General features: G+C 61.6%; 22 protein-coding genes. 3 read left to right on the top strand and 19 right to left on the bottom strand.

Going from position 1 to position 25,226, the window contains the following annotated elements; genetic code table 11:
- From ACE3OV_RS16235 to ACE3OV_RS16175, 13 genes are all read right to left on the bottom strand, one after another.
- Positions 1-408 (bottom strand): contractile injection system protein, VgrG/Pvc8 family (locus ACE3OV_RS16235; RefSeq protein ID WP_374328524.1); only part of this gene is annotated, 408 nt, incomplete at its 3' end.
- 50 nt (positions 409-458) lie between these two features.
- Positions 459-1,544 (bottom strand): hypothetical protein, encoded by a 1,086-nt coding sequence (locus ACE3OV_RS16230; RefSeq protein ID WP_374328523.1) that lies wholly within the window; start codon positions 1,542-1,544, stop codon positions 459-461.
- 2 nt (positions 1,545-1,546) lie between these two features.
- A complete protein-coding gene (locus tag ACE3OV_RS16225) occupies positions 1,547-4,741 on the bottom strand; it encodes a T6SS effector BTH_I2691 family protein (RefSeq protein ID WP_374328522.1) in 3,195 nt (1,064 codons plus the stop codon).
- A complete protein-coding gene (locus ACE3OV_RS16220) occupies positions 4,738-5,727 on the bottom strand; it encodes a hypothetical protein (RefSeq protein WP_374328521.1) in 990 nt (329 codons plus the stop codon). The genes ACE3OV_RS16225 and ACE3OV_RS16220 overlap by 4 nt, the downstream gene beginning before the upstream one ends.
- 11 nt (positions 5,728-5,738) lie before the next feature.
- Positions 5,739-8,525: a type VI secretion system Vgr family protein gene (locus ACE3OV_RS16215; protein ID WP_374328520.1), complete on the bottom strand. Its 2,787-nt coding sequence runs from the start codon at positions 8,523-8,525 to the stop codon at positions 5,739-5,741.
- Positions 8,522-11,233, bottom strand: a complete 2,712-nt coding sequence (tssH, locus tag ACE3OV_RS16210) for a type VI secretion system ATPase TssH (RefSeq protein WP_374328519.1) — start codon at positions 11,231-11,233, stop codon at positions 8,522-8,524. Before tssH ends, ACE3OV_RS16215 begins: the two co-directional genes overlap by 4 nt.
- Positions 11,234-11,257: 24 nt before the next feature.
- Complete coding sequence (tssG, locus tag ACE3OV_RS16205; RefSeq protein WP_374328518.1) at positions 11,258-12,301, bottom strand: type VI secretion system baseplate subunit TssG; 1,044 nt, start codon at positions 12,299-12,301, stop codon at positions 11,258-11,260.
- Positions 12,265-14,094: a type VI secretion system baseplate subunit TssF gene (tssF, locus tag ACE3OV_RS16200; RefSeq protein ID WP_374328517.1), complete on the bottom strand. Its 1,830-nt coding sequence runs from the start codon at positions 14,092-14,094 to the stop codon at positions 12,265-12,267. The genes tssG and tssF overlap by 37 nt, the downstream gene beginning before the upstream one ends.
- A complete protein-coding gene (tssE, locus tag ACE3OV_RS16195) occupies positions 14,095-14,574 on the bottom strand; it encodes a type VI secretion system baseplate subunit TssE (RefSeq protein WP_374328516.1) in 480 nt (159 codons plus the stop codon).
- A 46-nt stretch (positions 14,575-14,620) separates the two neighbouring features.
- Entirely contained in the window at positions 14,621-15,157 is a 537-nt protein-coding gene (locus ACE3OV_RS16190; protein ID WP_374328514.1) for an Hcp family type VI secretion system effector, read from the bottom strand.
- Between the two features lie 32 nt (positions 15,158-15,189).
- Positions 15,190-16,665: a type VI secretion system contractile sheath large subunit gene (gene tssC / locus ACE3OV_RS16185; RefSeq protein ID WP_374328513.1), complete on the bottom strand. Its 1,476-nt coding sequence runs from the start codon at positions 16,663-16,665 to the stop codon at positions 15,190-15,192.
- 2 nt (positions 16,666-16,667) lie between these two features.
- A complete protein-coding gene (tssB, locus tag ACE3OV_RS16180) occupies positions 16,668-17,165 on the bottom strand; it encodes a type VI secretion system contractile sheath small subunit (protein WP_374328512.1) in 498 nt (165 codons plus the stop codon).
- A 69-nt stretch (positions 17,166-17,234) separates the two neighbouring features.
- Positions 17,235-17,756 carry a tetratricopeptide repeat protein gene (locus ACE3OV_RS16175; RefSeq protein ID WP_374328511.1) on the bottom strand — a complete coding sequence of 174 codons (522 nt, stop codon included), beginning with the start codon at positions 17,754-17,756 and terminating at the stop codon, positions 17,235-17,237.
- Positions 17,757-17,989: 233 nt separating this feature from the next.
- On the opposite strand from ACE3OV_RS16175, the gene tssJ reads away from it, so the two are divergent.
- From tssJ to icmH, 3 genes are read left to right on the top strand one after another with little or no spacing between them, the layout of a single operon-like run.
- The gene (gene tssJ / locus ACE3OV_RS16170; protein WP_374328510.1) at positions 17,990-18,631 is read left to right on the top strand and encodes a type VI secretion system lipoprotein TssJ; all 642 of its coding nucleotides are present in this window, start codon (positions 17,990-17,992) and stop codon (positions 18,629-18,631) included.
- 15 nt (positions 18,632-18,646) lie between these two features.
- Positions 18,647-19,990, top strand: a complete 1,344-nt coding sequence (gene tssK / locus ACE3OV_RS16165; protein ID WP_374328509.1) for a type VI secretion system baseplate subunit TssK — start codon at positions 18,647-18,649, stop codon at positions 19,988-19,990.
- Positions 19,987-20,766, top strand: coding sequence for a type IVB secretion system protein IcmH/DotU (icmH, locus tag ACE3OV_RS16160; RefSeq protein ID WP_374328508.1), 780 nt, complete (start codon positions 19,987-19,989; stop codon positions 20,764-20,766). Before tssK ends, icmH begins: the two co-directional genes overlap by 4 nt.
- A gap of 5 nt (positions 20,767-20,771) precedes the next feature.
- Here the strand turns inward: icmH and ACE3OV_RS16155 are convergent, their stop codons facing one another.
- From ACE3OV_RS16155 to mltG, 6 genes are read right to left on the bottom strand one after another with little or no spacing between them, the layout of a single operon-like run.
- Positions 20,772-21,401 carry an ankyrin repeat domain-containing protein gene (locus ACE3OV_RS16155; protein ID WP_374328506.1) on the bottom strand — a complete coding sequence of 210 codons (630 nt, stop codon included), beginning with the start codon at positions 21,399-21,401 and terminating at the stop codon, positions 20,772-20,774.
- On the bottom strand, positions 21,401-22,183 hold the full coding sequence (locus tag ACE3OV_RS16150; RefSeq protein ID WP_374328504.1) for a TatD family hydrolase: 783 nt from the start codon (positions 22,181-22,183) through the stop codon (positions 21,401-21,403). The genes ACE3OV_RS16155 and ACE3OV_RS16150 overlap by 1 nt, the downstream gene beginning before the upstream one ends.
- 6 nt (positions 22,184-22,189) lie before the next feature.
- Complete coding sequence (locus ACE3OV_RS16145; RefSeq protein ID WP_374328503.1) at positions 22,190-22,552, bottom strand: PilZ domain-containing protein; 363 nt, start codon at positions 22,550-22,552, stop codon at positions 22,190-22,192.
- Positions 22,553-22,558: 6 nt separating this feature from the next.
- Positions 22,559-23,584: a DNA polymerase III subunit delta' gene (gene holB / locus ACE3OV_RS16140; RefSeq protein WP_374328502.1), complete on the bottom strand. Its 1,026-nt coding sequence runs from the start codon at positions 23,582-23,584 to the stop codon at positions 22,559-22,561.
- Positions 23,578-24,189: a dTMP kinase gene (tmk, locus tag ACE3OV_RS16135; protein ID WP_374328501.1), complete on the bottom strand. Its 612-nt coding sequence runs from the start codon at positions 24,187-24,189 to the stop codon at positions 23,578-23,580. The genes holB and tmk overlap by 7 nt, the downstream gene beginning before the upstream one ends.
- A complete protein-coding gene (mltG, locus tag ACE3OV_RS16130) occupies positions 24,186-25,181 on the bottom strand; it encodes an endolytic transglycosylase MltG (protein WP_374328500.1) in 996 nt (331 codons plus the stop codon). Before mltG ends, tmk begins: the two co-directional genes overlap by 4 nt.
- Positions 25,182-25,226: the final 45 nt, after the last annotated feature.

Raw genomic sequence — 25,226 nt, 5'->3', positions numbered from 1 at the left:
CAGCGTCTCGCCCTCTTCCTGGGCGTGTTCGAACCAGCAGAACAGGCCTTCTTCGATCAGCAGGCGCTTCAAGAAGGCGAGATCGCTTTCCTGGTACTGCACGGTCATCCCGCGCTTCGGGTAGATGGCCGCGTCGGCCAGGTCCCAGCGCCAGGCCGGCACCAGCTTGCCGCGGCCGTGCCAGTCGCCGAGGAGTTCATCGACGATCTCGATGACGCTCTTGTCCTGGAACAGGTAGTTGTCGGTGTTGTGGTCGAGGAAGGCGAGCCAGGGTTCGATGCGCAAGCGGTAGCGGGCGAAGCCGCCGTTGGCGCCGAGCCGTTCGACGCCGCTGATGTGGCCGTGGAAGGGCCGGTGTGCGGTGCGCGACAGCGCGTGTCTATGGCGAAAATATTGCCGAACCGTCACTGTTTCAAGGCGCCAGTCCTTCAGGTATCGCTGCGCATGCAGGAGAACGATTACTTCCCTACCATGTGCGCAAAGTAAAACGCCCCATAGACGCCCGCTAGCCACAACGGCATTCCCAAGGTAATTGCAACGGCGTATAGAGGTTTTTCCCATGTTGCCGCCGGTGGCGTGACGCTCTTGACCGGATCGAACTTGAGCAGTTCGGGGTAAGCGGCTTCTTCGGCGGGATCAGGCGTCAGTTCGCTAGCCGGGATGCCGGACCAGTCCGCTCCCTTGAGGCGACCATGGGCGTAGGTAATAAATAACCAGGGGAGAGCGACGATGATGCCGAAGAAAAGGGTTACCACGATACCTAGCGGAATCTTGATGCCCCCCTGGCGAATCAGGGCGCGGCCCCAGCGGGCGGGAAAATAGTTGCGCATAACCGCAAAGTAACCGTAGGCCAATTCTGGCGAACGGACCTGTACCGGCCAACGCTCGAATTCGCCGTCCATGTAACGACGCAGGTATTCCCAGGCGGCCTGGCTGTCTTCCGGAAAAGGGGATGTGACGCTGAAGTTGTGAATGTAGCGAATGATCTTGTGGTCCGGGTCGTAATCCACTAGGTCCAGATAACCGTTGGCTGCCGTCACGGTACCGACGCGGTGGTGGCAGGGAATGAGGTCGTCGAAATTGGAAACCACAAGGCGACCGAAACGCCAGGCGTAGAGCTTGCGGCTGCGGCGGCTGAAACGATAGTGCATGTCACGATTGTCTCGCCAGTCCATGAGAAACATTTGCAGACCACCGACGATGCACATAATGATTCCAGCGGGGCCCATAAATGCAATAAACCAATCAAGCTGATTAGTTTCTGGGTCGATTGCGTGCCGAATTGCCGCCATAAAAAAAAATAAAGAACCAGGACCTGTAACAATCAAAAATATAAAAATTCCCAAGCCCGCAATGAAATCCATTCCCGCCCGCGTTTGTAAAAACGCCGTATCGGCATGCTCGATGAGTCCCTGAGAAGCAATGCTTTTTGTCGGGGTCTTGGTCAGTTTTTCGAGAACCCCGACCTTGCGCACGTGCAACGCCGTTTCGGTTTCGAATACTGGCACATTGCGTACTTCGCAACCCAGTTTAATTTTTTCCAAGACTATCTCGCTTTTCCGTACGCAGGAGCACATCGTCCGGAAGCCACGCACTCAGCCGCACGCTTTTCATTGGCCGCCTTCCGGTCAAGCGCTTGTTTGATGAAAGCAACCCCGGGATGGGAGAGGCGGTCAATGCGCCCCTCCTCACTAGGTAGTACTACCTCGGGTTGATTCAACTGATCAGGCCAATATCGTGATTTAACGTCCACTCGCGTACAAATTTCCTTGTTGGCAGGCAGTTTTGGGCCAAATTCACCGATCGGATTGGGAACTTCTTGCCGGAATTCAACACTGGCCTCCAGTACACCATCCTTAGCCTTGCCCGATACACGTGCCCCCTCACCGTACCGGAACGCCATATTCGGCGGCTGAATGTCAGTTCGCAAGCCATTGGGCCCGATTACCACCATGATATCGACTACGCCACTTTCTCGGAAAAAACGAATATCTAGCACCAGGCTAGCGTGTTTGCTTACTTCTCCTGCTTGCGCATTCAACTTGAATATTTCCCCGAATGAGTTGCTCATGAGTTCCAGTCCACCGAACATGGGTTGCTCTACCGTCCATTGCATATCCACATTCCACTCGATGGCGAAAATCTTGCCATACCGCTCCTGCTCCATGGGCCCCGTCCATTCAGCATTGCGGTATTTGCCGAAGGCACACTGTTTCAACCACGACTCCATGGGGTCGTCGCGGGATTTTTCGGTCTCATAAATAAACCAGATTAATGCAATCGTTCCTGCAGCAGCCAACAATAGCCACCCCACCGGCCCAAAACCAAGAAATGTGACATAAGTGCCTGTATAAGCAGAGGCGGCCATGGTCACTCCAGCAAATGACGAGGCAACAGAAGCAGCCCCCAATGCAATCTGTTGTTTCATCGTATTCCGAGCCGCATCCAGATCTCCCGCCGCCACAAGCACATCTTTAGCAATCCCCAACTGCCAAACCCCCACGAAACCCGAGGCCGCCCCGACCAGCTCCCCTACACCGGCAATCATCCCGACCCGCTTTGCCAGTGCCTTCATCGCTTCTTCACCGGCTTTCTGCGCGGCCTTTTTTTTCGCCACCTGGGTCGCAGCCGCGACAATTTCGATGGTGAAGCCGATTGATGCCACAGCTGCGCTGGCCATGGCCGCGTGAGCATTCTTGACTTCTTGGGTGGTTGGTATTTTCAGCGCATTGAGCGACTGGTAGGCGCCGTTAAAGCTGTAGGCCTGAAAAGCCAGGGCGACACTGGAAATTGAACCACTGACATAGGTATTGCCAACCATCTTGGTCACCAGTTCGCGATTGGCCGCCCACCAGTTGCGGCTGGCATGAGCGATGTTCTCCACGCCACGTCTGGCCGTGGTGCCGATCCGCGTTCCGATACCGGGGCCGCTGGGCGGTTTGGGGATGTTGGCGGGCGTGCCTTGCGGCGCGGGCGTGGCGTTCGGATTCTGCAGGGTCAGTTCGTAGGGTTTGAACAGATTGGTCGGGCTCCAGACCGTCCCTTCCCGGATGCGGGTGATGACAAATTGGGTGAAGGTGATTTTCGCGGTTACCTGAACATCGGCGGCCTGCATCAGTTGCAAAATATCGACCCGCCATTGGGTTCGGGTTGCCGTACTCTGCCGAACCTCGAAAAAACTGCCCACCGGTTTCCAAATGACCTCGCGCTGCATGCCGATGATGCGCTTTACCGTGTCTTCAACCTTGACCGGCAGCAATTCCACACCATGCAGATAGGCACAAAGCAGGGTCGCTCGAATAAATTTCAGAGCATTGTCTTGAGCCGCACCTTGCAGCATTTGCAGGGACAACAGCAAGCGGTTATAAGCGGTAGTGTAGGTTTGCCCCCCATAAGGACTGACTAGGCCAGCCGTTTGCAGCTGATTCAATTCGGCGAGACGATCCTGCTTGGCCAGCCACTGGTCCAATGAGGAATAAAGCCACTTGGCAGCGTTGTATTCGGTTGGCTGGTTGCTGGCGCTTTTGAGGAAGGCGGCCAGATTCGGCTGGTTCAGAATCGTGGCGCGCCAGAGATAGTTCCGCTCGTTGTCTGGGTTGATCGCCACCGGCAGCCACTGTTCGCGCTCCACCTTGCAGTCACCGACCCCCATAGCGGCCCACACAGCAGCGCAGCGAAACTCTTGCGAGTCCCGCATGGAACCACCGAAATCAAGGTCCATGACATTCTGCAGTGCTTCACTCAGGTTCCATTTGACCCAGTCTTCGGCTGCCGTGTCGATCAGTTTTCGGAACTTTTCACGCTCGGGTTTGAGCTTTTCCTCGAACTTGGTGACGTTTTCCCATAAAACTGCATTCTTGTAGGTGGATTTCCATTTCTCAGCGAGTTGGCTATTTTTCTTGGCCTGCATCTCCAGCGACCGCAGTGCCGAGGTCGAGAATATCTCGCGTTCGTGCTTTTTGTCATATTCCGTTTCGGCTCCGCGGGCAGTATTCCTCCGAGCGTTCAGGGAGGCGGTCATGCCAATCGGATCGTGCAGCGCCAGAATAAGTCCGGGGAGCTTGAGCGTTCCACTATGCGCCAGCATGTGCTGCGCTATTTCCTTTTCCTGTCCCGAAAGATCGACTAGATTCAGACTCTCCGGAAGAGAGTCATTCAGTTGTTTGACCAGATCGGGGTTGAAGTTGGCGATCCAGGCCTTGAGCAAGTTTGCATTTGCTTTTTCGGCATGATCGAAGTCACTGCCGTCCAGTTTTGTAATTGCCTGCATACGCTTCTCCGGCGCTTGGGCAATCTTGTTCCGGACAGTTTTGTCCCATTTGTGGCGACTGAATGCGACCCAGACGGTGTCTTTGATATCGTTCGGTGATTCAATGGTGAAACATTTGACGGCGAGGCTGTTATGGGCGCGACGAATGCAGGTTTTCTTGAGTTCAAGCTCTGGCGGTTGGTCCGGCATGTCCTCCTTGGTCAGGCTGGGGAAATACAACATGGCGCCCTCAGGGTCTACCAGGTAACCGCGCCAAACGTTGTTGGGATACAGAAGATAGAGATAGCCTTTGGGCAGATTGCGCAAGAAGTACTTCGAATTCTGCAAGGTGACGTCGGTAACGCCTTTGCCAAAATTCCCGGAGGGCGGCACAAGCGGAGCCACATCTGCAACATCTTTTGGCGCTGCAGCATACAAGGCTGGAAAAATCGCCAGTCCTTTGCGTTGGCAACCATCACATAGTTCGTTCATAGAATCACTCTCTCAATTCCAGTTTCTGCAGTCGGTCGTTCCGATTTTCCGGCGCTTTGTTGATTGTTCAGCCAACACACGATCTCCTGCCAATGTTCATCTTCAATCTGCTCAACCAGGAAAGAAAAATCCGGTGTTTCGGCGTTTTTGTCGCCAATTCGAGCAAATATCGCCTCAACATCCGGATGCACATGAAAATCGGCATGCCATACCAGCGAGCAATAGGCAAAGGCGAGAATATCCTTGTCGCTTGTCAAGCCGCGTAACAAGGCCGTACTGGCAATCTGCTCAATGAGTTGGCGTGTTGCGGGGCTGGGCAGTTCCCATCGGTAGGCTGCCGTTTCAATTCGATTGCTCCACCCCAGATGCTCAATGGCACGAAACTCTCGCTCAGTCAGATGCAAAGGCAGTTTGCGAGGTTCCATCACGGCAGCTTGCACTGTCGAGGTCAACGGAACGACGCCTTCTCGGGCATCCGGCACCCACCAGGAATTCCATGACTCTCCGGCCAGTGCACGCCATCCTTCCAGTCCGATGAGGGAGATCAGCTTGGTGCTCAAGCGGCTATCGTAAAAACGAAAAACTTTTAACGATCGAGAACTCGGCACTTTTACCAAAGCGTTTTTCCCAATCTGCATGGCGAGCGCAAGCAGGCTCAAATCCATCTGGTCCATTCTCAACCAGGCATGAACGCTACGTGCAACGCCTTTGGAAACACCAGACAACTCGCTGCGTGCAAGCTCGATGGAGGCAGACAACAAGCGCTCGGCATCACGCGGGTTATCAGCTTTCAGCAGATAGGGGCAATAACTTTCGGAAAACGGCAACCGAATATGCTGTTGTGCGGCTTGACTGTCCATTCCTTCAAGCAAGCTTTCGCCTGGGTCACCCAGCGTTGGATCGATCAGAACGCACCAATTCAGTGGCGAGGATTGATCGCTCAGACGCGTGAAGGCTTGGTCAGCAAAGTTGGCGACAACGGTCATGGGTTCGGTTTTCAGGAGGCGAAAGGCGTGCCATTTTTTGCGGCATTGGTTATTTTTTCCGAGCACCCCTTCACCTCCCCCGCCTTCGGCAAACTCAAACTACTCGAATCGCTCTTCGGTCCCGTCCAGTTCTTGCTGCTGGCCTTGAATTCCACCTTGCCCGGGGCGTGGAGCTGGATGTTGCTGCCTTCGAGCTTCAGGTAGGCGCCCTGGGCGGTGGCGAGGACGTGTTTGGGGGCGCCGACCGTGAGGCTGGCGTGGGTGCTGGCGAAGGTAACTTTCTTGTCGGCGGCGGCCATCGTCTTGCCGCTCTGGCTTTGCAGGCTGACCTTGCCGCTGGCGGCGTGCAGATGGGTGCCGGTTTCCTGGTTGGGCTTTTGGGGGTTGCCGGCCTTGCCGACGGTGAAGATCGCGATGCCGTCCTTGACGGCGATGCTCTGGTTGCCCTGGGCGATCAGGTTGCTGTCCTGGCCGCTGGCGATCGACAGGTTCTTGCCGGCGAACAGGAAGTGGTTGTTCGGCGTCAGTTGGGCGATGCCGGCCGGGGCGGCGTAGTGCAGCCGCGGTTCGCTCCAGGCCGGGACGGTGCCGTCGCCGCCGCGCGTGGTCTTGATCGGGCCGTCGGCAGCTTGGGCGGGGCCGCGGGTGCTTGTGGTTTCGAGGACTTCGATGCTGTGCTTGAGGGCGTCGAGGGCCGGGAGTTGCTCGGCGGCGGGGTCGCCTTTGAGGGCGGCGTTCTGTTTGGCGGCGACGTCGGCCAGGCTGCGCGAGAGGCTCAGCGCGTTTTCCGTCTGGGCGATCGGTTCGCGGCTGTCGAGGTGGGTGCTGCTGGCGTTGTTCCTGGCGTCGGCGCTGATCAGCAGGCCGCTGCCGGCGCGCAGCGCGGCACTCGCCTGGGTGGCGAGGTCGGCGCCGTGGCCGCGGTGGTTGAGCCGGGCGTTGTCGTCCTGTTCGCGCAGGTGACCGAGTTGCAGGCGGCTCTGGTATTCGGTGGTGGATAGTTCGATGCGCGCCTGGCCCGGGGTGTCGTCGAAGACGAGCTGGTTGTAGCCGCCCTGCCCGTCGCGCGTGTTGGCCAGTTGCTGGGTCTTGAGCCCGGACAGGCTGGCACCGTGGCTGTGCGGTTCGGCTTGTTCGCCGGCGAAGAAGGTCGGCGCGTTGGCGCTGGCGTTGAGCGTGCTGCCGGCGATCCGGTTGCCCTGGGCGTCGCCCTGCCCCTGGCCGTTGTAGACGGTGCCGACGATGACCGGGCGGTCGATGTTGCCGTTCTGGAAGGCGACGACGACTTCCTGGCCGGGGCGCGGCGTCAGGTGGCCGCCCCAGTTGGCGCCGGCGACCGGGGTGGCGACGCGCAGCCAGACGCCGAGCGCGTCGCTGGCCGGGGCGTTGTCAGCGCCGGTCGGGTGGCTGTGCCGGCCGCCGGCCTGGCTGCCGCGTTGCCAGGGAAACTGGACGCGCACGCGCAGGTCGCGGTCGGTGTGCGTGGGGTCGCCGGGGCCGACGACAACGGCGGTCAGCGTGCCGCGCCCGGTCGGCCGCGGGGCGATGTGGCGGCCGTGGGCGTCGGCGATCAGCGCCCGCCAGGGCTGGTCGGCGGCGACGGTTTCGAGGCGGTTGCGGTAGAGGTCGGCCGGCTTGGCGAAGTGGTCCGGGGTTTCGTCCGGGGTTTCGTCCGGCGCCGGGCCGAGCAGTTCGCTGAGTTGCGGCACCCGCTCGTTGAGGTTGTTGCGGGCGCGGTGGCTGACGGCGGTGATCAGGTAGCGGCCGTCGCCGGCCGGATGATCGGCAAGCGTGAAGACGCAGCCGGGCATGGCCGTGCGCACGCTGCCTTCGGCGCTCTGCCGGGCGAGCCGGGCGTCGAGCGCCTGGCGCAGGTTGCCGAGCATGCGTTCGCCGTCGGCCTGGCTCTGCCAGGCGTACTGGCCGGGGTCGTGCCAGGCGGCGGTGGCCGGCAACGCGCCGGCGGCGCGCGCGCTCAAGGCGCTTTGCGGGCGGCCGGCGAGGCTGCGGTAGTCCCAGCTCTGGCTCAGGCTTTCCGCGGTGTCGATGCGCTCGCGCGCCAGCCAGCGGTCCACGCTGTCTTCCGGCAAGGTGGCGCCGGGCTGGGTGTAGCGGATGCGCGGCTGGGCGTTGTCGGTGAAGGCGCCGTTGTGGTCGGCGATGACCAGCGTGTGCTTGCCCAGCGTCTCGCCCTCTTCCTGGGCGTGTTCGAACCAGCAGAACAGGCCTTCTTCGATCAGCAGGCGCTTCAAGAAGGCGAGATCGCTTTCCTGGTACTGCACGGTCATCCCGCGCTTCGGGTAGATTGCCGCGTCGGCCAGGTCCCAGCGCCAGGCCGGCACCAGCTTGCCGCGGCCGTGCCAGTCGCCGAGGAGTTCATCGACGATCTCGATGACGCTCTTGTCCTGAAACAGGTAGTTGTCGGTGTTGTGGTCGAGGAAGGCGAGCCAGGGTTCGATGCGCAGCCGGTAGCGGGCGAAGCCGCCGTTGGCGCCGAGCCGTTCGACGCCGCTGATGTGGCCGTGGAAGGGGCGGTGTGCCGTGCGCGACAGCGCGGTCTGCAATTCCAGCCGGGCCGGCTGCCCTTGCAGCGCTGTCAGCGACTGGTGGGCGTCGGCGGTGAGCACGGTGAGGTCGATGCGAAAGCCGGCGTGGCCAGCGACCGGCCCGAGCGCTTCGTCGATGTGCGCTGTCTCGGCCAGCAGCGCGTCGGGGCCGGCCGGGGTGGTCAGCGTCAGCAGGCGGTCGGTTTGCCGCCAGCCGGCTGCGCCGCCGATCAGGTCGAGGAGCCGGTTCATGACGCCAGGCTGTACTTGAAGTTGCCGTTCTTCGCCGCGCTGACGCGGATACGGCCGATCGCCGTGCCTTCCGCCATGCGCGTCAGCACCGCTTCGGCAATCTCCGGCAGCAGCGTGCCGTTGAGGATGTGATCGACGTTGCGGGCGCCGGAATCGACTTCCGTGCAGCGCGCCAGCACTGCTTCGACCAGCTTGTCGTCCCAGCTGAACTCGGCCTTGTGGTTGGCGGCAATGCGCGCCTGGATGCGGCGCAGCTTGAGTTCGATGATCTGCAGCAGCACCTCGTCGGAAATCGGGTAGTACGGCACCACCTTCAGGCGACCGAGGAAGGCCGGCTTGAACGACTTGTAGAGCACCGCGCGCAGCGCTTCGGCCAGCGCGTCGGCAGCCGGCAGTTCTTCCGCCGGCTTGTTCAGGCAGGCCTGCATGATCTGGCTGGAGCCGACGTTGCTGGTCAGGATGATCAGCGTGTTGCGGAAATCGATCTCGCGCCCTTCGGCGTCGTCGAGCACGCCCTTGTCGAAGACCTGGAAGAAGAGTTCGAGCACATCCGGGTGCGCCTTCTCGACTTCGTCGAGCAGCACGACGCTGTACGGGTTGCGGCGCACCGCCTCGGTCAGCACCCCGCCCTCGCCGTAGCCGACGTAGCCCGGCGGCGAGCCCTTGAGGCCGGAGACGCTGTGCGCTTCCTGGTACTCGCTCATGTTGATGGTGACCAGCTTCCGCTCGCCGCCGTAGAGGATGTCGGCCAGCGCCAGCGCGGTTTCGGTCTTGCCGACGCCGGACGGCCCGACGAACAGGAAGACGCCCTTGGGCTTGTTCGGATCCTCCAGGTTCGCCCGCGCCGTGCGTACCCGCTGCACAATCGCCGCCAGCGCATGGTCCTGGCCGATCACCCGTTCCTGCAGCAGCGGCTGCAGGTTGAGCACGGTCTTGATCTCGTCCTTGACCATCTTGCCGAGCGGAATCCCCGTCCACGCGGCGACGATTTCGGCCACGACATGGCCGTCGACCTGCAGCGGCACCATCGGCGTCTCGCCCTGCACTTCGCGCAGGCGGGCCATCGCCTGGTCGAGTTCGGCATTGCCGGAGGTCGGCGAACCGGCCTTCTTGCTGCGGCGCGCGGGTTTCCTGGCCTTTTCCGCGTCGGCCGCGGGCGACGGCTCGCCGGCTTCGAGCGCGGCGCGCAGTTCGAGAATGCGGGCGACAAGCGCCTTTTCCTCGTCGAAGCGGGCGCGGTGGATGGCCAGATCGCTTTCCAGCGCGGCAATCTGCGCCTTCAGTTCGCCAATCCGCGTATCGTGCCAGGCGCCGCTGGCGGCTTCGCGTTCGAGCGCGGCGAGTTCGGCGCGCTCGCGCAGCAGGCGCTTCTCGGTTTCGTCGATCAGCGCCGGGTTGGCGCTCTGGCCGAGGGCAACCTTGGCGCAGGCGGTGTCGAGAACGCCGATCGCCTTGTCCGGCAGTTGCCGGCCGCTGATGTAGCGGTGCGACAGGCGGACGGCTTCGGTGACGGCTTCGTCCATGACGCGGATGCCGAAGTGCTTTTCCATCAACGGCACCATGCCGCGCAGCATGGCGGCGGCGAGCGGCTCGGACGGTTCTTCGACCTTGACCACCTGGAAGCGGCGGGCAAGCGCCGCGTCCTTCTCGAAGTACTTCTTGTATTCGGCCCAGGTGGTGGCGGCGACGGTGCGCAGTTCGCCGCGCGCCAGCGCCGGCTTGAGCAGGTTGGCGGCGTCGTTCTGGCCGGACTGGCCGCCGGCGCCGATCATGGTGTGGGCTTCGTCGATGAACAGGATGATCGGCTTCGGGCTTTTCTTGACCTCGTCGATGACGTTCTTCAGGCGGTTCTCGAACTCGCCCTTGACGCTGGCGCCGGCTTGCAGCAGGCCCATGTCGAGGCTGTGCAGTTCGACCTCGGCGAGCGGCGGCGGCACGTCGCCGGCGGCGATGCGCAGGGCCAGGCCCTCGACCACGGCGGTCTTGCCGACGCCGGCTTCGCCGGTAAGGATCGGGTTGTTCTGGCGGCGGCGCATCAGGATGTCGATGGCCTGGCGGATTTCGGCATCGCGGCCGATCACCGGGTCGACCTTGCCGTCGCGCGCGCGCTGCGTCAGGTTGGTGGTGAACTGGTCAAGCGCCGGCGTCTTGCCGGCCTGCGGCGCGCTGCCCTGCAACGGGTCGCCGCCCTCCTCCTCGGCCGGCTTGCCGGACAGGCCGGTCACTTCGGCGGCTTCGGCGGAACCTTCGGTGATTTCGTCGAACTTGTGCTTGAGTTCGTCGAGCCGGACCTTGGCCAGCAGATGCGCGCCGCGGGTCGCCAGTTGGGCGAGTTCAGGTTCGGTGAGCAAGGCCAGCAACAGGTGCCCGGAGCGGATGCGCGGCAGGCGGGTGTCGAGCGAGGCGATCAGCCAGGCTTGCTCGAACAGCTTGATGATGTGCGTGGAAAACACCGGCGTGCGCGTGTTGCCGTTGCGGAAGCGGCCGACTTCGTCGTGCAGTTCGCGCTCCAGGCCGCTCGGGCTGATCTTGCTGCGGCGCAGTATCGTCGTCAGGTCGCTGTCCTGTTGTTCGAGCAGGGCCAGCAGCAGATGTTCGAAATCGACTTCGTAATTGCCGCGCGCCATGCACAGGCCGGCGGCGCGTTCGGTGGCCTGGCGGCAGGTGGTGTTGAGTTTGCTGATCAGGGTTTTCAGGGAGGTGCTCATCGGTGCTTCTTTCGCTGGGAATCGCTAATGAATGGTCTGGGTCAGGTAACGGCAATCACTGCGGTCGCGGGTTTCGGGGCGGCTGATCAGGAAGCTGTCGTAGCCGAGGCGGCCGCCGTTCAGGGAGACCGGCCTGACGTCCGGGGCGCGCAGGATGGGACGGATTTCGTATTCGAACTGGCCGCCGGTGGCCAGCTCGAGCAGCTTTTCCAGGGCATGGGCGAGTTCGCCGCGCGGCATGAAGCCCATGTACTGCTCGTGCGCCATCGGCCCGATATGCAGGCGGATGCGCAGGTTGCGCTGCCAGACGCGTTCGCCGACCAGGGAATCGACACCCAGTGTGCAGTTCTGGCCGCCCAACGTGGTCCATTGCGCCCGTGGCACCACGTACCAGCGGCCGACGAACTGTTCGACACGAACCGGGGTCCGGAAATAGGCGGCAAGCACCCGCGCCATCGCTTCGCCGGAAACCGGCCGCTGCCGCAGCAAGGTGGCGAAATAGGCGATCGATTCGTCTTCGATGGCGCCCGGCGCGTCGTTCAGCCGGTCGCGCAGGGCATCGAAGCCAACCCCACCGAGGGCCAGGATCAGCGGCAGGAAGCGGTTGCGGCGATTGGTCTCGTACTGGATGGGCAGGCGGTATTTTTTCCAGGCGCGGTAGAAATGGCCGACGGCACGGTTGGTGAACAGGTCTAGGAAAGCGCGCCCCGAGGTATCGCGCTTGAAACGTTCGTGGTCGATGACCTGCTCGGTGTAATGAACGGGCAAGGTGCCGTTGACGCCGAGCATGCCCATGAAGCTGGGCGTGATCTCGACCTGCTCCAGTTCGCCGGTCGCGTTGCCGTCCTCGTCGAGGCGCTCATGACTCTGCATCGCGTCGACCTGGCTGGGGGCAAAGCCGAGACGCAGCGAGTTGCGGAAGCGGATGCGCTCGCTGACGGCATCACCGCCTTGCCGGGCGAAGACGATCTCGTACAGGCGCACGAGCTGGAAGAACTCGAAGCGCTCGGGCGCCTCGCGGGTCTGCTCGATCAGCCCAGGATCGATTCGCCGTTGCGGGGTGCGCATCGGATCAACTCCTCTCCGGTTCGTTTGGAAACAACAACCAGTTGAATGAAGCTGTTGAGGCTGACGTAAAGCCCGAAGAAGCGGTCGGCACAGCGGGTGAAGACATCGAGACCGCTGCCGGCGAAACTTGATTCGTCGATGGTCAGGCGGATTTCCAGGCCGCGGATGAAGCAGGCGAAAGGTTTGCCCGGCATCCAGACGGTACGCTGCAGGTGTTCGACGCCGAGCACGCCTTCGATCTGCCGCCGGGTACCCGCGGTACGCGGCAGGTCGTAGAGCGCCAGCATTTCCTGCAGGGCTTTCAGCCCGTTGCCGGTGAGCGACAACTGGTTGAGCGACAGATGCGAAATGATCCGCCACTGCCCGTCGCGCCGGTGGTCGAAGCGGTGCGGCGCGCTCGGCTTGCGCAGCAGGCGGATCGAGCGCACGCCGGAACCGCCTTCGAGGAAAAGGTCGCCGGAAGGCAGGCCGACCGACATCATGGTCGGCAATTCACGGTTGGTACAGGTCAGCTGCAGGCTGAGCACATCGGTCTTCGGCTGCACCGGATCGAAATCGGCATCGACGATGGCAAGCGAGGTTTCGTAGCCGGGGCTGCTTTCAGCGACGATCGGATCACGTTGGGCATACCAGTAATAGCCGTTCTGCTCCGGCGTTTCGCCGTGACGCAGGGCAAAGAAGGGACGGAACTCGGTGATGGCCTCACCCTGCGGCGTCTGCCGGACACGGCGTACCGAGTCGATGGCATAGACTTCGTAGGCGTAAGCGCGGCGCCCGTCGGCAACGACCGGGTAGGACGACAGTCGATGGCTGACGCGGATCGGATCGCCACGTTGGGGAAACAGATTGACCACCGGCACGCAGCCCAGGCGCAGGTTCTTCGTGGTCAGCGTCTGCATCAGGCGCGAGGCATCGCTGTCCGCGCGCAGGTTGCCGAAAACGACGTGCAGGCGGACCTTGCGCTCGCCGCGCAGGCGCGCTGGCAATTTGCCAAGATCGAGTTCGAAAAAATTGAATTTCTCGGGAAAGCAGAAATACTCGGTGAGATAGCGATAGGCGTCGTGTGCGGTGTCGGGCATCTCGATCAGCGCCTCGTCGGCGGCGAAACCGACTTCGCCGATCATTCCCCGGTCGACGGCATGCCAGCGCTCGTCGGCACCGGCCGCATAGACTTTCAGCGTGCGCAGGAACAGAGCGTCGCGCAGTGCCGAAGCGACCGATGGTTCAGCATCGATGTAGAAACGCAGCTTGCCGATGCGCTGGAAACCCTCGTCGCCGTGATGTCCGCGCACGCCCAGCGAGAAGGAAAACAGCGCGTTGCTGCCAACCGGCAGGCGGATGTCGCTCGGCGCGCTGGCAATCGGATTGAAAACGAGTTGATCGAGGTCGACCGCCGCCAGCTTGAGCGCCCAGGCGGTGCGGAACTTGCAGACGGCACCGCGAATCGGCCGCGAATGCAGTTCGGTATGGCGGGGAACGATTGTCGTCATGTCGGTGTTACCACCGTCGTCGAAATGCGCAATCGAACAACAGGGAAAAGGCCGCAGGTAATGCGGATAGAGAACGTTGAGCAGCGCCTCGGTGAATTGCGGATAGCTGTCCTCGAGCTTTTTCGAGACGCGCGCGGTCAACAGGGCGAAGGATTCGATCATCCGCTCGACGTGCGGATCATCACAGCCTTCGCCAGACAGCAGCAACTGTGCCGCCAGCTTCGGGTAGCGCTCGGCAAACTGCCGGGAATGCTGGCGGAGGAAAGCCAGTTCGCGTTCGTAGTAGGGAAGCAGGTCTTCCAATTACATTCCTGGGCGAGGCTTCTGCCGTTGTACCGAGTACTGCAGGCTGGTCGGCTGCAGCAAGGCGTCGAAGGCAACCGGCTCCTGTGCGGGCTTCACGTGCAGCACGGCGGTGATCGAGAAAAACAGCGCGTTGATCGTCTTGCGATGCAGCTCAAGGTTCACCCGGACATCCCGCAGCCGCGGTTCGTGCGCGGAAATCGCCTGCTCGATGGCGCTGCAGATGCGCTTGCGGTCGTACACGCTGGCCAGACTCAGGCCGGCGAAATCGCCCATGCCGAACGCTGCCACGGAACGGCTGGCCAACGGAAATTCGGCATTCCTGAATTCGTCGATCAAGGTTCGGGTATTGAGCAGCGACTCAAGATCGCGGGCAACGGTGTCCTTCAACTGTTCGATCGACAGCCGCCGCCGCGCTGCGGCGACCGGTCGGTCGTCGAACAATTTGTCGAACAGGGACGGCTCGAAACCTTGGTTCATAAAAAAGGCGGAAACGAGTTCCGCCATTTCGGGCACACCGAAAAAATCAGGTCAGGCTCGGCGTGTTGGTGGCCAGGTTCCAGGCACCCTGAATGTTGACCTTGCCGGACTTGTTGCCGTCGATGTTCAGTTCGTCGTAGGTCCACTTGATCGCCGAATACTTGAGCGAGAAGGTTTCGGACGGAATGTCCTCGCTATCGACCGACGGCGAAACGGACGCGATGATCACGTTCTTCAGTTCGATCTTCAGGTATTGATGGCGGTTCTGCGTGCCCGACGGGGTGCCGGTCGTGTTCTTGCCGCCGAAAGCGCGGTAGAAGTAGATCACCACATCATTGACGACGAGACCGGAAGAACAGGCCTGGTAGAGCTTCGGGCTGGAACCGTCGATGTCCTTGGTGAAGAACATTTCGCCATGCTCGACACGCTCGGCGGTATGACCACCGGCACCGGAAGCGGTGGCCGACTTCGGCTGACGCATCGTGTGGCTCCAGGTCGAAACTTCAACCTGATCCTTGTGTCTGGCATCACGGGAATCACCCTTGATGTCGCTACCCTTGAACTCAACGTATATATCCTTCATTTCCTACTTTCTCCTTGGTTAAAAAGACAAGATCAGGCTTTGCCAGACTGCGGCAACTCTGCGACGAGACGCAGTGAAACGGAAAGTTCATCCAGCTGGAAATGCGGCCGGATGAACGCTACTGCCCGATACACGCCGGGGCGCCCCGGAACTTCTGCAACTTCGATCGAGGCCTCGCGCAACGGGAATTGCGCCTTGGTTTCCTGCGAGGCGGAATCGTCGGCCGTCACGTATTGATCCACCCAGCGCTGCAGATAGTTCTGCACGTTCGCGGCCGAGGCAAAGCTGCCGATCTTGTCGCGCATCATTGCCTTCATGTAGTGGGCAATGCGCGACACCGCGAACATGTACTGCAACTGCGCCGAGAGCGAAGCATTGGCATTGGCGGAGTCGGTATCGTATTTCTTCGGCTTCTGGGTCGATTGCGCGCCGAAGAAGGCGGCGTAATCGGTGTTCTTGCAATGCACCAGCGGAATGAAGCCGAGATCGCTCAACTCCTTTTCCCGGCGGTCGGTAATCGAAACCTCGGTCGGGCACTTCAGCGCAACCTCGCCATCGTCGGTGCGGAAGGTATGCGTCGGCAGATCCTCGACCAGGCCACCGCCCTCGACACCACGGATGGCGGCGCACCAGCCGTAGTTTTCAAAAGCCGAGGTCAGCCTTGCGGCAAAGGCAAAGGCGGCGTTGCACCAAAGGTACTTGTCGTGATTCGTGCCATCGACTTCCTCGACGAAATTGAAGCCTTCCGTCACTTCGCCATCGATCGGGTTAAACGGCAGACGCCCGAGGAAGCGCGGCAGCGCCAGCCCGACATAACGCGAATCTTCCGATTCCCGGAAGGACTTCCATTTGGCGTATTCGACGGTATCGAAGACCTTGGACATGTCACGCGGCTTGCTCAGGTCGGTGAAACTGTCCAGCCCGAAAAGTTGCGGCGACGCCGCCGTGACGAAGGGCGCATGCGCCGCCGCCGCGATATGCGACATCTGCTCGATGAAGTACATGTCCTCGGCCTGGCGGTTCAGTTCATATTGACCGATCAGGGCGCCGAACGGGGCGCCGCCGAAAGTGCCGAATTCCTCTTCGTAAACTTTCTTGAACAACGCGCTCTGATCGAAGTCGATTGCCGTCTTGAAGTCCTTGACCAGTTCGCGCTTGCCGACATTGAGCAGCTTGATTTTCATCATCTCGCCGGTCGACGTCTGCTTGCACAAGTAGTGCAGCCCCGTCCAGGCGCTTTCCAGTGCCTGGAATTCCGGCGCGTGCATGACCTCGCTGAGTTGCTCGGAAATCAGACGGTCGAGTTCGGCCACCCGTGCATCGAGCGATGCAGCCAGGTTCTCCGAAACGACTACCTCACCCTGCAATACCTGGCGCACCAGTTCGCTGATGATGTCGCGCGCCCGGTGCCGCTCCTGATCGGACTGAGCGACCCGGCTTTCGGCGATGATCTGGTCGAGAATCCCGGCCTGCGCCTGGGCGGCCGGTTGGGCAACTGCTTGCTGCATGCTCATTTTTCGCCCCCGTCCAGTTCATGCAATTGTTCGGTATTGCTCAGGACATCGCTGAGCAGATCCTCGAGTTTCTCGTTACCTGCCAGCTTGTTGCGCAGGTCGGCCAGCTTGGAACGGGCTTCCTGCAATTTGCGCAGCGGCTCGACCTGCTGCACCACGGCTTCCGGACGAAAATCCTCGAATTTCTGGAATTCGAGATCGACGCCGATTTCCCCGCCCTCCGGTGAAAGGCGGTTCTTGACCCGATACGTTGCGCGCGGCGTCATGCCGGTCATCACGTCATCGAAGTTGTCGAGGTCAATGTTGACGAACTTGCGATCGCGCACCCGCCCCTGATCGACCTTGCTCTGGGCGGCAAAATCGCCCAGCACGCCGACGGCGAAAGGAATTTCCTTGATCTCGACGGCATCGCCGATTTCGACATCGTAAGTAAGTTGTACACGCGGCGGCCTGACCTTTTGCAGACGCTTCTGGACGCTTTCTTTCTTTGCCACAAATATCTCCCGATGGATCGAAAAATGCCTCGGCTTACCGGTCCGTGGCGACCGGCGCCCCCCTGCCCTCTACTTCAGATTCTCGAAAGGATTCCCGGTTGCTGCCGCTGCCTGAGCTTCCCGCGCCTGTGGCTGCGGCCTGCTCCTGACAACCGGCGGACGCGCGGCAAGCGCTGCCTCCCGCCGCGCCCGGGCTTCACGGCGCTTCCTGGCTTCCAGTTCCGCCGGAGGAACCAGCACATCCTCACCGAGAATGTCACGCATGGTCATGGCCAGACCGGTTGCATCGGCGCGGGCATTGCCCTTGAGTTCGGCATCGTTGCGCAGGTCTGCCAGCGACTGGGCGGCGACCCGCAGGCCGGAAACTGCCCGGATACTCTTGGCGGTACGGTCACCGTTGTCGATCTTGAGCGCCTCGTCCGCGGCAACGATGGCCTCGGCATAGTCGGTCGCATCAAAATGCAGCTTGGCGATCCTGATCCAGGGCTCCTTGCGTCCCGGATTCGCAGTTGCCAAGCCATTTACAATGCGAACCGCATCGTCTTTGTTGCCCTTCTCGAGCGATTCGGAAACCTGGATTTCGGTCTGCATCATCAACTCGGAAAACTGCTCATCGGATGAGGCCGAAGGGGCTGTTGCACACCCACTGAAAATGGCAGTGGCACAAAGGGTTAGCGCAGAAAAGAGCCTGGCTGGGCTGGTCATGCTTGCTCCATGTGAAATACCGGCTTGTAATTGTCATGACACATAATGCCGATGGGTTTGCCTGAAACAGGGAGGCATAGTACATTAACGACCTCGAAAAAATCAACACGTTTGCATATATGCCATTGTTGTTTTTTAGCATCAAATATGATTTGCATCGTTCGCGGCTGACCGCGGCCCGCCCTCTGCTGGCGAGCCTTCTGCTGGCAACCACCCTGGCAGGGTGTGCCACCTCCGGGGTGCAAATGGCTGGCGCCGCGATTGGCGCGGTTCTGGAAGCCGGCGGAATCATCAAGCGCGACGGACGCCCGCGCGACATCAGCGTCAAACTGCTGGCGGACAAGACACTCAACCAGACCAGCGAAGGCATTCCGATGTCGCTAGTGACCAAGATCTACGTCCTGCGCTCCCCGGAAAGACTGAGAAGCCTGAGTTACACTGAATTGTCGGAGAGCGCTTCGGACGGCGCGATTTTTGGCGAGGACCTGATCTCCACCCGCGAAGTCGTGCTGATTCCGGGAAAGTCTTATGACCTCAGCCTCAAGATTCCCAGTGATGCCAGAACCCTCGCCATTGTCGGCATGTATCGCTCGCCCTCGGCGAATCGCTGGCGGATTGCACTCGATGCCCAGGAGTCGGTGTCCGACGGCGTCGTCGCCAGCGCGCATGCTTGCGCCTTGAGCCTGAGCGAGGGAATTCTCGTCAATGACATCAGCGCCGAATCGGTTCGCTCGCTGTCCGACGTACGCTGCAATGGTTGACCGGAAGGGAATGCAATGAAGGGAGCCCAACTGCTGTGGGGCGAGGGACTGTTCCTGCGCCCCCAGCATTTTCAATTGCAGGATCTGCACTGGAATGCCACGGCCAGGCAGGTACTACTGTCGGCGAATCCTTACGCCTGGGGCGTCCGGGAACTGGAAATCGATCGCGACGCCTTGAAGAACGGGGTTCTGCGCTTCAATCGTGTCGATGTCCTGTTTGCCAACGGCGATTCCCTGCTTGCCCCGGAAATCGACCAGTTGCCGCCACCGCTGGCACTTGCCGATGCCGTCAGCGAAGACGGCACGACCGAGTTCTTCCTGGCCCTGCACCATCTCAACCCTCACGGTGGAAATACCGCCGACAGCCAGGAAACCGCGACCCAGGCACGTTACCTTTCCCTGCCACTGGAAGCGACGGACCTGTTTACCGACGCCGCCGAGGCCGAAGTCACCACGCTGAGCAAGATTTGTCGCATCAAGTCGGCCAGCGAGCCACGTGACCAGTATCTGACCCTGCCCGCTGCCCGCATCAAGCGTACCGCCAGCAACGGCTTCGAAATCGACCCCTCCTTCCTGCCGCCATCGCTCAGCCTGCGCAGCGCGCCCAGTCTGCTGCAGATGCTGCGCCGGCAGATCGACGCCTTGCTCGCCAAGGTTGACGCCTTGTACGGCTTCCATCGCGAACCGTCGCGCCATGTGATCGAGTTCCGCTCCGGCGACATCGCCTCGTTCTGGCTGCTGCACACGGCGAGCAGCGCCTGCGCGGCACTGACGCATCTTTTCCGCAATACCGAAACCGCACCGGAACGACTTTTCCAGGAACTGCTGCGTCTCGCCGGCGGCCTGATGACCTTCTCCAAGACCCATACCCTGAACGACCTGCCGACCTACGACCATGCCCAGCCCGGCCCGGCCTTCTGGCGCCTTGATGCGATCGTCCGCGAACTGCTCGACACCGTCATTTCCACCCGTTATTTCGCGATTGCCTTGAGCCAGCCCAAGCCGGCTTTCCATGCCGGCCATCTCGATTCGGAACGGATCAACGGCGACACCGCCTTCTACATCTCGGTGTCCGCAGCTCATCCGCAATCGGAAATCATCGAATCGGTGCCGTTACGACTGAAGGTCGGCGCGCCTGACGATGTGGAAAAGCTCGTGCTTTCTGCCATGTCCGGAGTTCGCCTGAGCCACGCGGCGCAGGTGCCGGCGCCGATTCCCGTGCGTCCCGGCGCCTGCTATTTCGCCCTGGATGCCCACGGCGCCCTCTATGAACGAATGCTCAAAGCCCAGTCGGTGATGATTTACGCACCGGAAAGCTACCGCGAACTGAATCTCGAACTGATTGCCGTCACACCATGAATCCCGCCCCCAGCCTGCTCTCGTTCCCGTCAACCAGCCTGCCGCAGGCGGAGTTCCCGCAGCAGGAAAGCCAGGGCAAGAACCTGGTCGACCTTCTTTACGATGGCTTTTACCTGCTGATCCTGCTTCGTGGCCGCAGCGTGCCGACCGACGCCAACGCCTTCTCGTCGAGCATCCGGCAGTTTCTTGAAGACTTCGAGCGCACGGCGCGCAAGCGCAACTTCAGCGCCGACGACGTATTCGACGCCAAATACGCGCTGTGTGCGGCGGTGGACGAGGCGGTCCTGACCTCGAAGATGAACATCCGCGACATCTGGGAGCGGCGTCCGCTGCAACTCGAACTGTTTGGCGATCAACTGGCCGGCGAGCATTTCTTCGACCGTCTGGAGACTGCCCGTAACAACGGTGCCTCACGGATCCAGGCGCTCGAGGTCTTTCACATGTGCCTGCTGACCGGGTTCAAGGGCCGCTACCTGCTCGAAGGGCCGGAAAAGCTGAAATACCTGGTGGCGCAACTGGGCGAACAAATCGCCCACATCAAGGGCCGGGCGGCAGCTTTCGCCCCGCATTGGATGGCACCCGACAGCATCAGCAACACGATCAAGCGCGATGTGCCGCTCTGGGTGATCAACTCGGTACTGGCCCTCTTCGGGCTTGCTGCCTACGCCGGCATGGCCTGGTATGGCGCCAGACAGGTCGAGGAAACACTGGCACCTTACCTGAACATCGTCCAGTTGGCGCCACGTGCACCAAGTCTGACCATCACCCTGCCCTGAGCAGCTCAGGGGGCTTTGCGCGCAGCAGTGAGCAAGGCCACGATTTCCGAATTGCCGGTGCGCTGCGCCAAGTCCAGCGCACTTTCTCCACGGTCGCTGCGCTTGCCCGCATCGGCACCGCCGGCCAGCAGCAAGCGGGCGACCGCCAGGTGGCCATTGCGGGCGGCCGCCATCAGCGCCGTCATGCCGTTTTCGCTGACAGCATTGATGTCAGCTCCTTTTTCCAGCAGGTAAGCGACGATCTCCTGGTGACCGCCGAACGCGGCATAGACCAGCGGCGGCCAGCCGGCAACAGTCTGCGAAGCCCCTGCAGCGACTAGTATCTCGACGATCTTCCGCTGCCCGCGCAAGGCCGCCATGGCCAGTGCGGTATCGCCAGCGGCGTTGCGGGCGTTCAGCTTGGCGCGGTAATCGATCAGCAGCCTGGCCAGTTCCTCATGACCGTCCCGGGCCGCCAGCATCAGCAGGGTGTTGCCTTCGCCGTCGGTCGTATCCACCGAGGCGCCCCGCGCCAGCAAAGGCCGGATCGCGGCGGCGTCTCCCATTTGCGCACCATGGACCAGGTCGTCGTAGGTTCCCGCCACGACGCTGAAGGGCGCCGCGGCGAGGAGCAGGATCAGCAGGTGTTTTTTCATCAGCTCCATCGCTCAGGAAACCCCGGCCGGAACAGCCGGATGAAGTTCTCGGTGCTGGCAGCGGCAACAGCCGCAGGCGACAGATCACGCAAGCGGGCAATTTCCTCGGCCACGTAGCGCACGTAGGCGGGCTGGTTGGGCTTGCCGCGGAAAGGCGCCGGCGCCAGATAAGGTGCGTCGGTCTCGACCAGCAGGCGGTCAAGCGGGCAGCGGCTGGCAACTTCCTTGACGACGGCAGCGTTCTTGAAGGTGACGATGCCCGAGAAGGACAAGTAAAACCCGATGTCCAGCGCCTGGCTGGCAATCTCCCAGTTTTCGGTGAAGCAGTGCATGACGCCGCCAACCGCTTCCGCACCTTCTTCGCGCAAAAGTCGTATGGTGTCTTCAGCCGACTCCCGGGTATGCACGACCAGCGGCTTGCCGCAGGCACGGGCCGCCTGGATATGGGTACGAAAGCGTTGCCGCTGCCATTCCGGGCGATCCTTGTGCCAGTAGTAATCAAGACCGGTCTCGCCGATCGCCAGCACCTTCGGATGCTGCGCCAGCGTCACCAGCGTGGCGGCATCGGGCTCCTGGCAATCGGTGTATTCGGGATGCACGCCAACCGAGGCGTAAAGGTTGTCGGCTTGTTCGGCGACAGCCAGCACGGCAGGCAGGTCTTCGAGATTGACGCCGATCGTCATTGCCGCACCCACCCCGGCCTCGCGCATTGTCGCCAGCACTTCGGGAAGACGTTCGTTCAAGCCCGGAAAATCCAGGTGGCAATGGGAATCGACCAGCATTGCGTGTTACAGGGTATGCGTCGGGCGAGCCGATTGCAGGACGCCGCCGAGCAGGCCTTCGATCTTGCGCCGTGCCTCCTGGCCGCTTTCGTCATCGTTGAAATGCACGCCGATGCCTTGCGCCCGGCCGTTCTGGGCACCAGCCGGCGTCACCCAGATTACCGAGCCGGCGATCGGCAGCTTGGTCGGATCGTCCATCAGGGAGAGCAGCATGAAGACTTCATCGCCCAGCGCGTAGACACGCGTCGTCGGGATGAAGATGCCGCCATTGCGCAGATGCGGCATGAACGCAGCATAGAGGGCGGACTTTGAATTGATGTTCAGCGACAGGACGCTGGGACGTTGCGGTACGGGTTTGACTTCGCTCATCCGGGATCAACGGCTAAACATGGCTCGATAGTCCAAAAAGACACTTTCCAGAAACAGTCGTGCGTTGAGAGGCTGTTCCGCCTCGCGGCGACGCTGGTTCATGTCCCGGTACTGATGGATCAGACGCACAGGCGGAATCATAGCAGCGAGCGCTGATATTTGGGACTGCTGTGCCAGAAAATATCTGATTGGCAAGCCGTTCCCGGCCAGCGCCAGGTCGATCGTCCATTTCTGCAGGACTTCGACGATTTGCTTGAGTTGCAAACCGCCCTTGCTGTCCTTGATCGCCTTGTCGAGTTCGCCAGCGCAGGCCAGCGCATCGACCCTGCCGCCGCCGGCGAGATTCTTCGTCAAGCGGTCAAGCCAGGCAGCCTGCCCGGATTCAGCCAGTTCCAGGGCGAGCCTTGGCGAGCCACCGCTGATCGCCAGCCAGCGTTCGGCGTCGCGCAGGCCGGCAGCACCGAGAATGCGTGCCGCAGTTTCCGGCGATGGGGTGACGAAGGGGATAGCCTGGCAACGACTCCGAATCGTCGGCAAAAGCCGAGACGGGTCACTTGAAACCAATAAAAACAAAGTATTTGGCGGCGGTTCTTCAAGTGTTTTCAAGATCGAATTCGCGGCATTCCGGTTCATCGCTTCCGCCGGATTGACCAGAACGATGCTCAAGCCGCCACGGTGACTGCCGACACCGAGAAACTCGTCGAGCTCGCGCACCTGATCGATGGTGATCTGCTGGCTCGGCTTCTTCTTGCTCTCCTCAGCCGCCACTTCCTCGCTCAGCGCATCGGGCTGCAACAAGCGGAAATCGGGATGGTTGCCTTGAGCGAACCAGTTGCACGCCAGGCAGCTAGCGCATGCCCGACCATCCGGCGCCCCGGTCTCGCACAACAGCGCGGCGGCAAACTCGCGGGCCAGAGCGTACTTGCCGAGGCCCTTCTGGCCGATCAGCAACAAGGCGTGCGGCAATTTTTCACGCCGCGCCAAAAGACTGGACCAGAGCTCCTTGTGCAGATCAAAAACGTTTATCAACATAGCGTTGAAACGATCTCTTCAAGTTTTTTCCGAATATTTTCCAGCGTATTGTCAGCCTGGATCACGCGCATCCGAGCGGGATGGGCATGGGCCCGATCAAGGTAGGCCTGACGTACCCGTTCGTGGAAGTCTGCCCTTTCCTGTTCGAACTTGTCGAGCACCCGGTTGGCGAGAACGATGCGCTCGCGCGCCACTTCCAGCGGCAGATCGAAGAGCAGGGTCAGATCGGGTTGCAGGTGCTCATGGACCCAGTGCTCCAGCGCCAGGAACTTGCTCTTGTCGAGCCCGCGACCGCCGCCTTGGTAAGCCCAGGTGGCATCGCTGAAGCGGTCGCAGATCACCCACTCGCCGCGCGCCAGTGCCGGTTCGATGCGGCTGGCCAGGTGTTCGCGGCGGGCAGCGAACATCAGCAGGGTTTCCGTCTCCAGATGCATGGACTCGTTCAGCAGCAGCTCCCGCAAACGCTCGCCGAGCGGCGTACCACCAGGCTCGCGGGTGACCAGGACGACATGCCCCTGGCGGCGCAGGTACTCGGCCAGCCACTCGACGTGACTGCTCTTGCCAGCGCCGTCGATACCCTCGAAAGTAATGAACTTGCCCCTCATTTGCCGCCTCGCTGATAACGGTTGACCGCCCGGTTGTGTTCGTCGAGCGTCCGCGAAAAATGGCTGCTGCCGTCACCGCGCGCGACGAAATACAAGGCATCGCTGGCCGCCGGCTGGAACGCGGCGCGCAGCGCAGCCGGGCCGGGCATCGCGATCGGCGTCGGCGGCAGGCCGGCGCGGGTGTAGGTATTGTACGGGGTGTCGGTCTGCAGATGGCTTTTGCGCAGATTGCCGTCGAAATTCTCGCCCAGGCCATAGATCACCGTCGGATCGGTTTGCAGGCGCATGCCCTGGCGCAGGCGGTTGATGAAGACGGCGGCGACATGGGGGCGGTCTTCCGGGCGCCCGGTTTCCTTTTCGATGATCGAAGCCATGATCAGCGCCTCGTCCGGCGAACGGTAAGGCAGACCGGCGGGCCGCCCGGCCCAGGCTTCGCCAAGCTGCTTCTGCATCGCGGCAGTGGCCCGGGCGATCACTTCGAGATCGCTGGATTCCTTGTCGAACAGATAGGTATCGGGCAACAGCCGGCCTTCAAGCTGCCGCCAGGGCAAGCCGAGGCGTTCGCCGATCTCGGCCTCACTGAGCGCGCGGCTATCGTGGCGCAACGCCGGATGGGCGTCGAGGCGGGTCCGGAACTGGCGGAAGGTCCAGCCTTCGACCAGCGTGATGCTGGCCTGGCTGACCCGGCCTTCGACCAGCTTGACGAGGAGGGTATAAGGCGTCTCGCCGCTCTCGGTGGCATAGCTGCCGGCCTTGATCGCGTTGACCTTGCCCTGCCAGCGGGCCAGCAGTTTGAACAGGTCGGCCTGCAGCGGGATGCCGGCCGCGTTGATCTGCTGGATCGTGCCGTGCAGGCTGCTACCGGGCGCCACCCGGAATTCGACGGCTTCGCCGGGCAAGTCCAGCGGCCGGTTCGCCCACCAGACGAAAGCGGCGGCAAGCGCAGCAACAGCGAGCAGGAACAGGGCGACAAGGCGAAACACAAAATGCATGGGAACTCGCGGGCGGAAATCGGGTCTTGCCGGTCGGAAACCGCA

Source organism: Azonexus sp., assembly GCF_041909095.1.
GTDB lineage: Bacteria > Pseudomonadota > Gammaproteobacteria > Burkholderiales > Rhodocyclaceae > Azonexus.
This window is presented reverse-complemented; position numbering and strand designations above follow the sequence as displayed.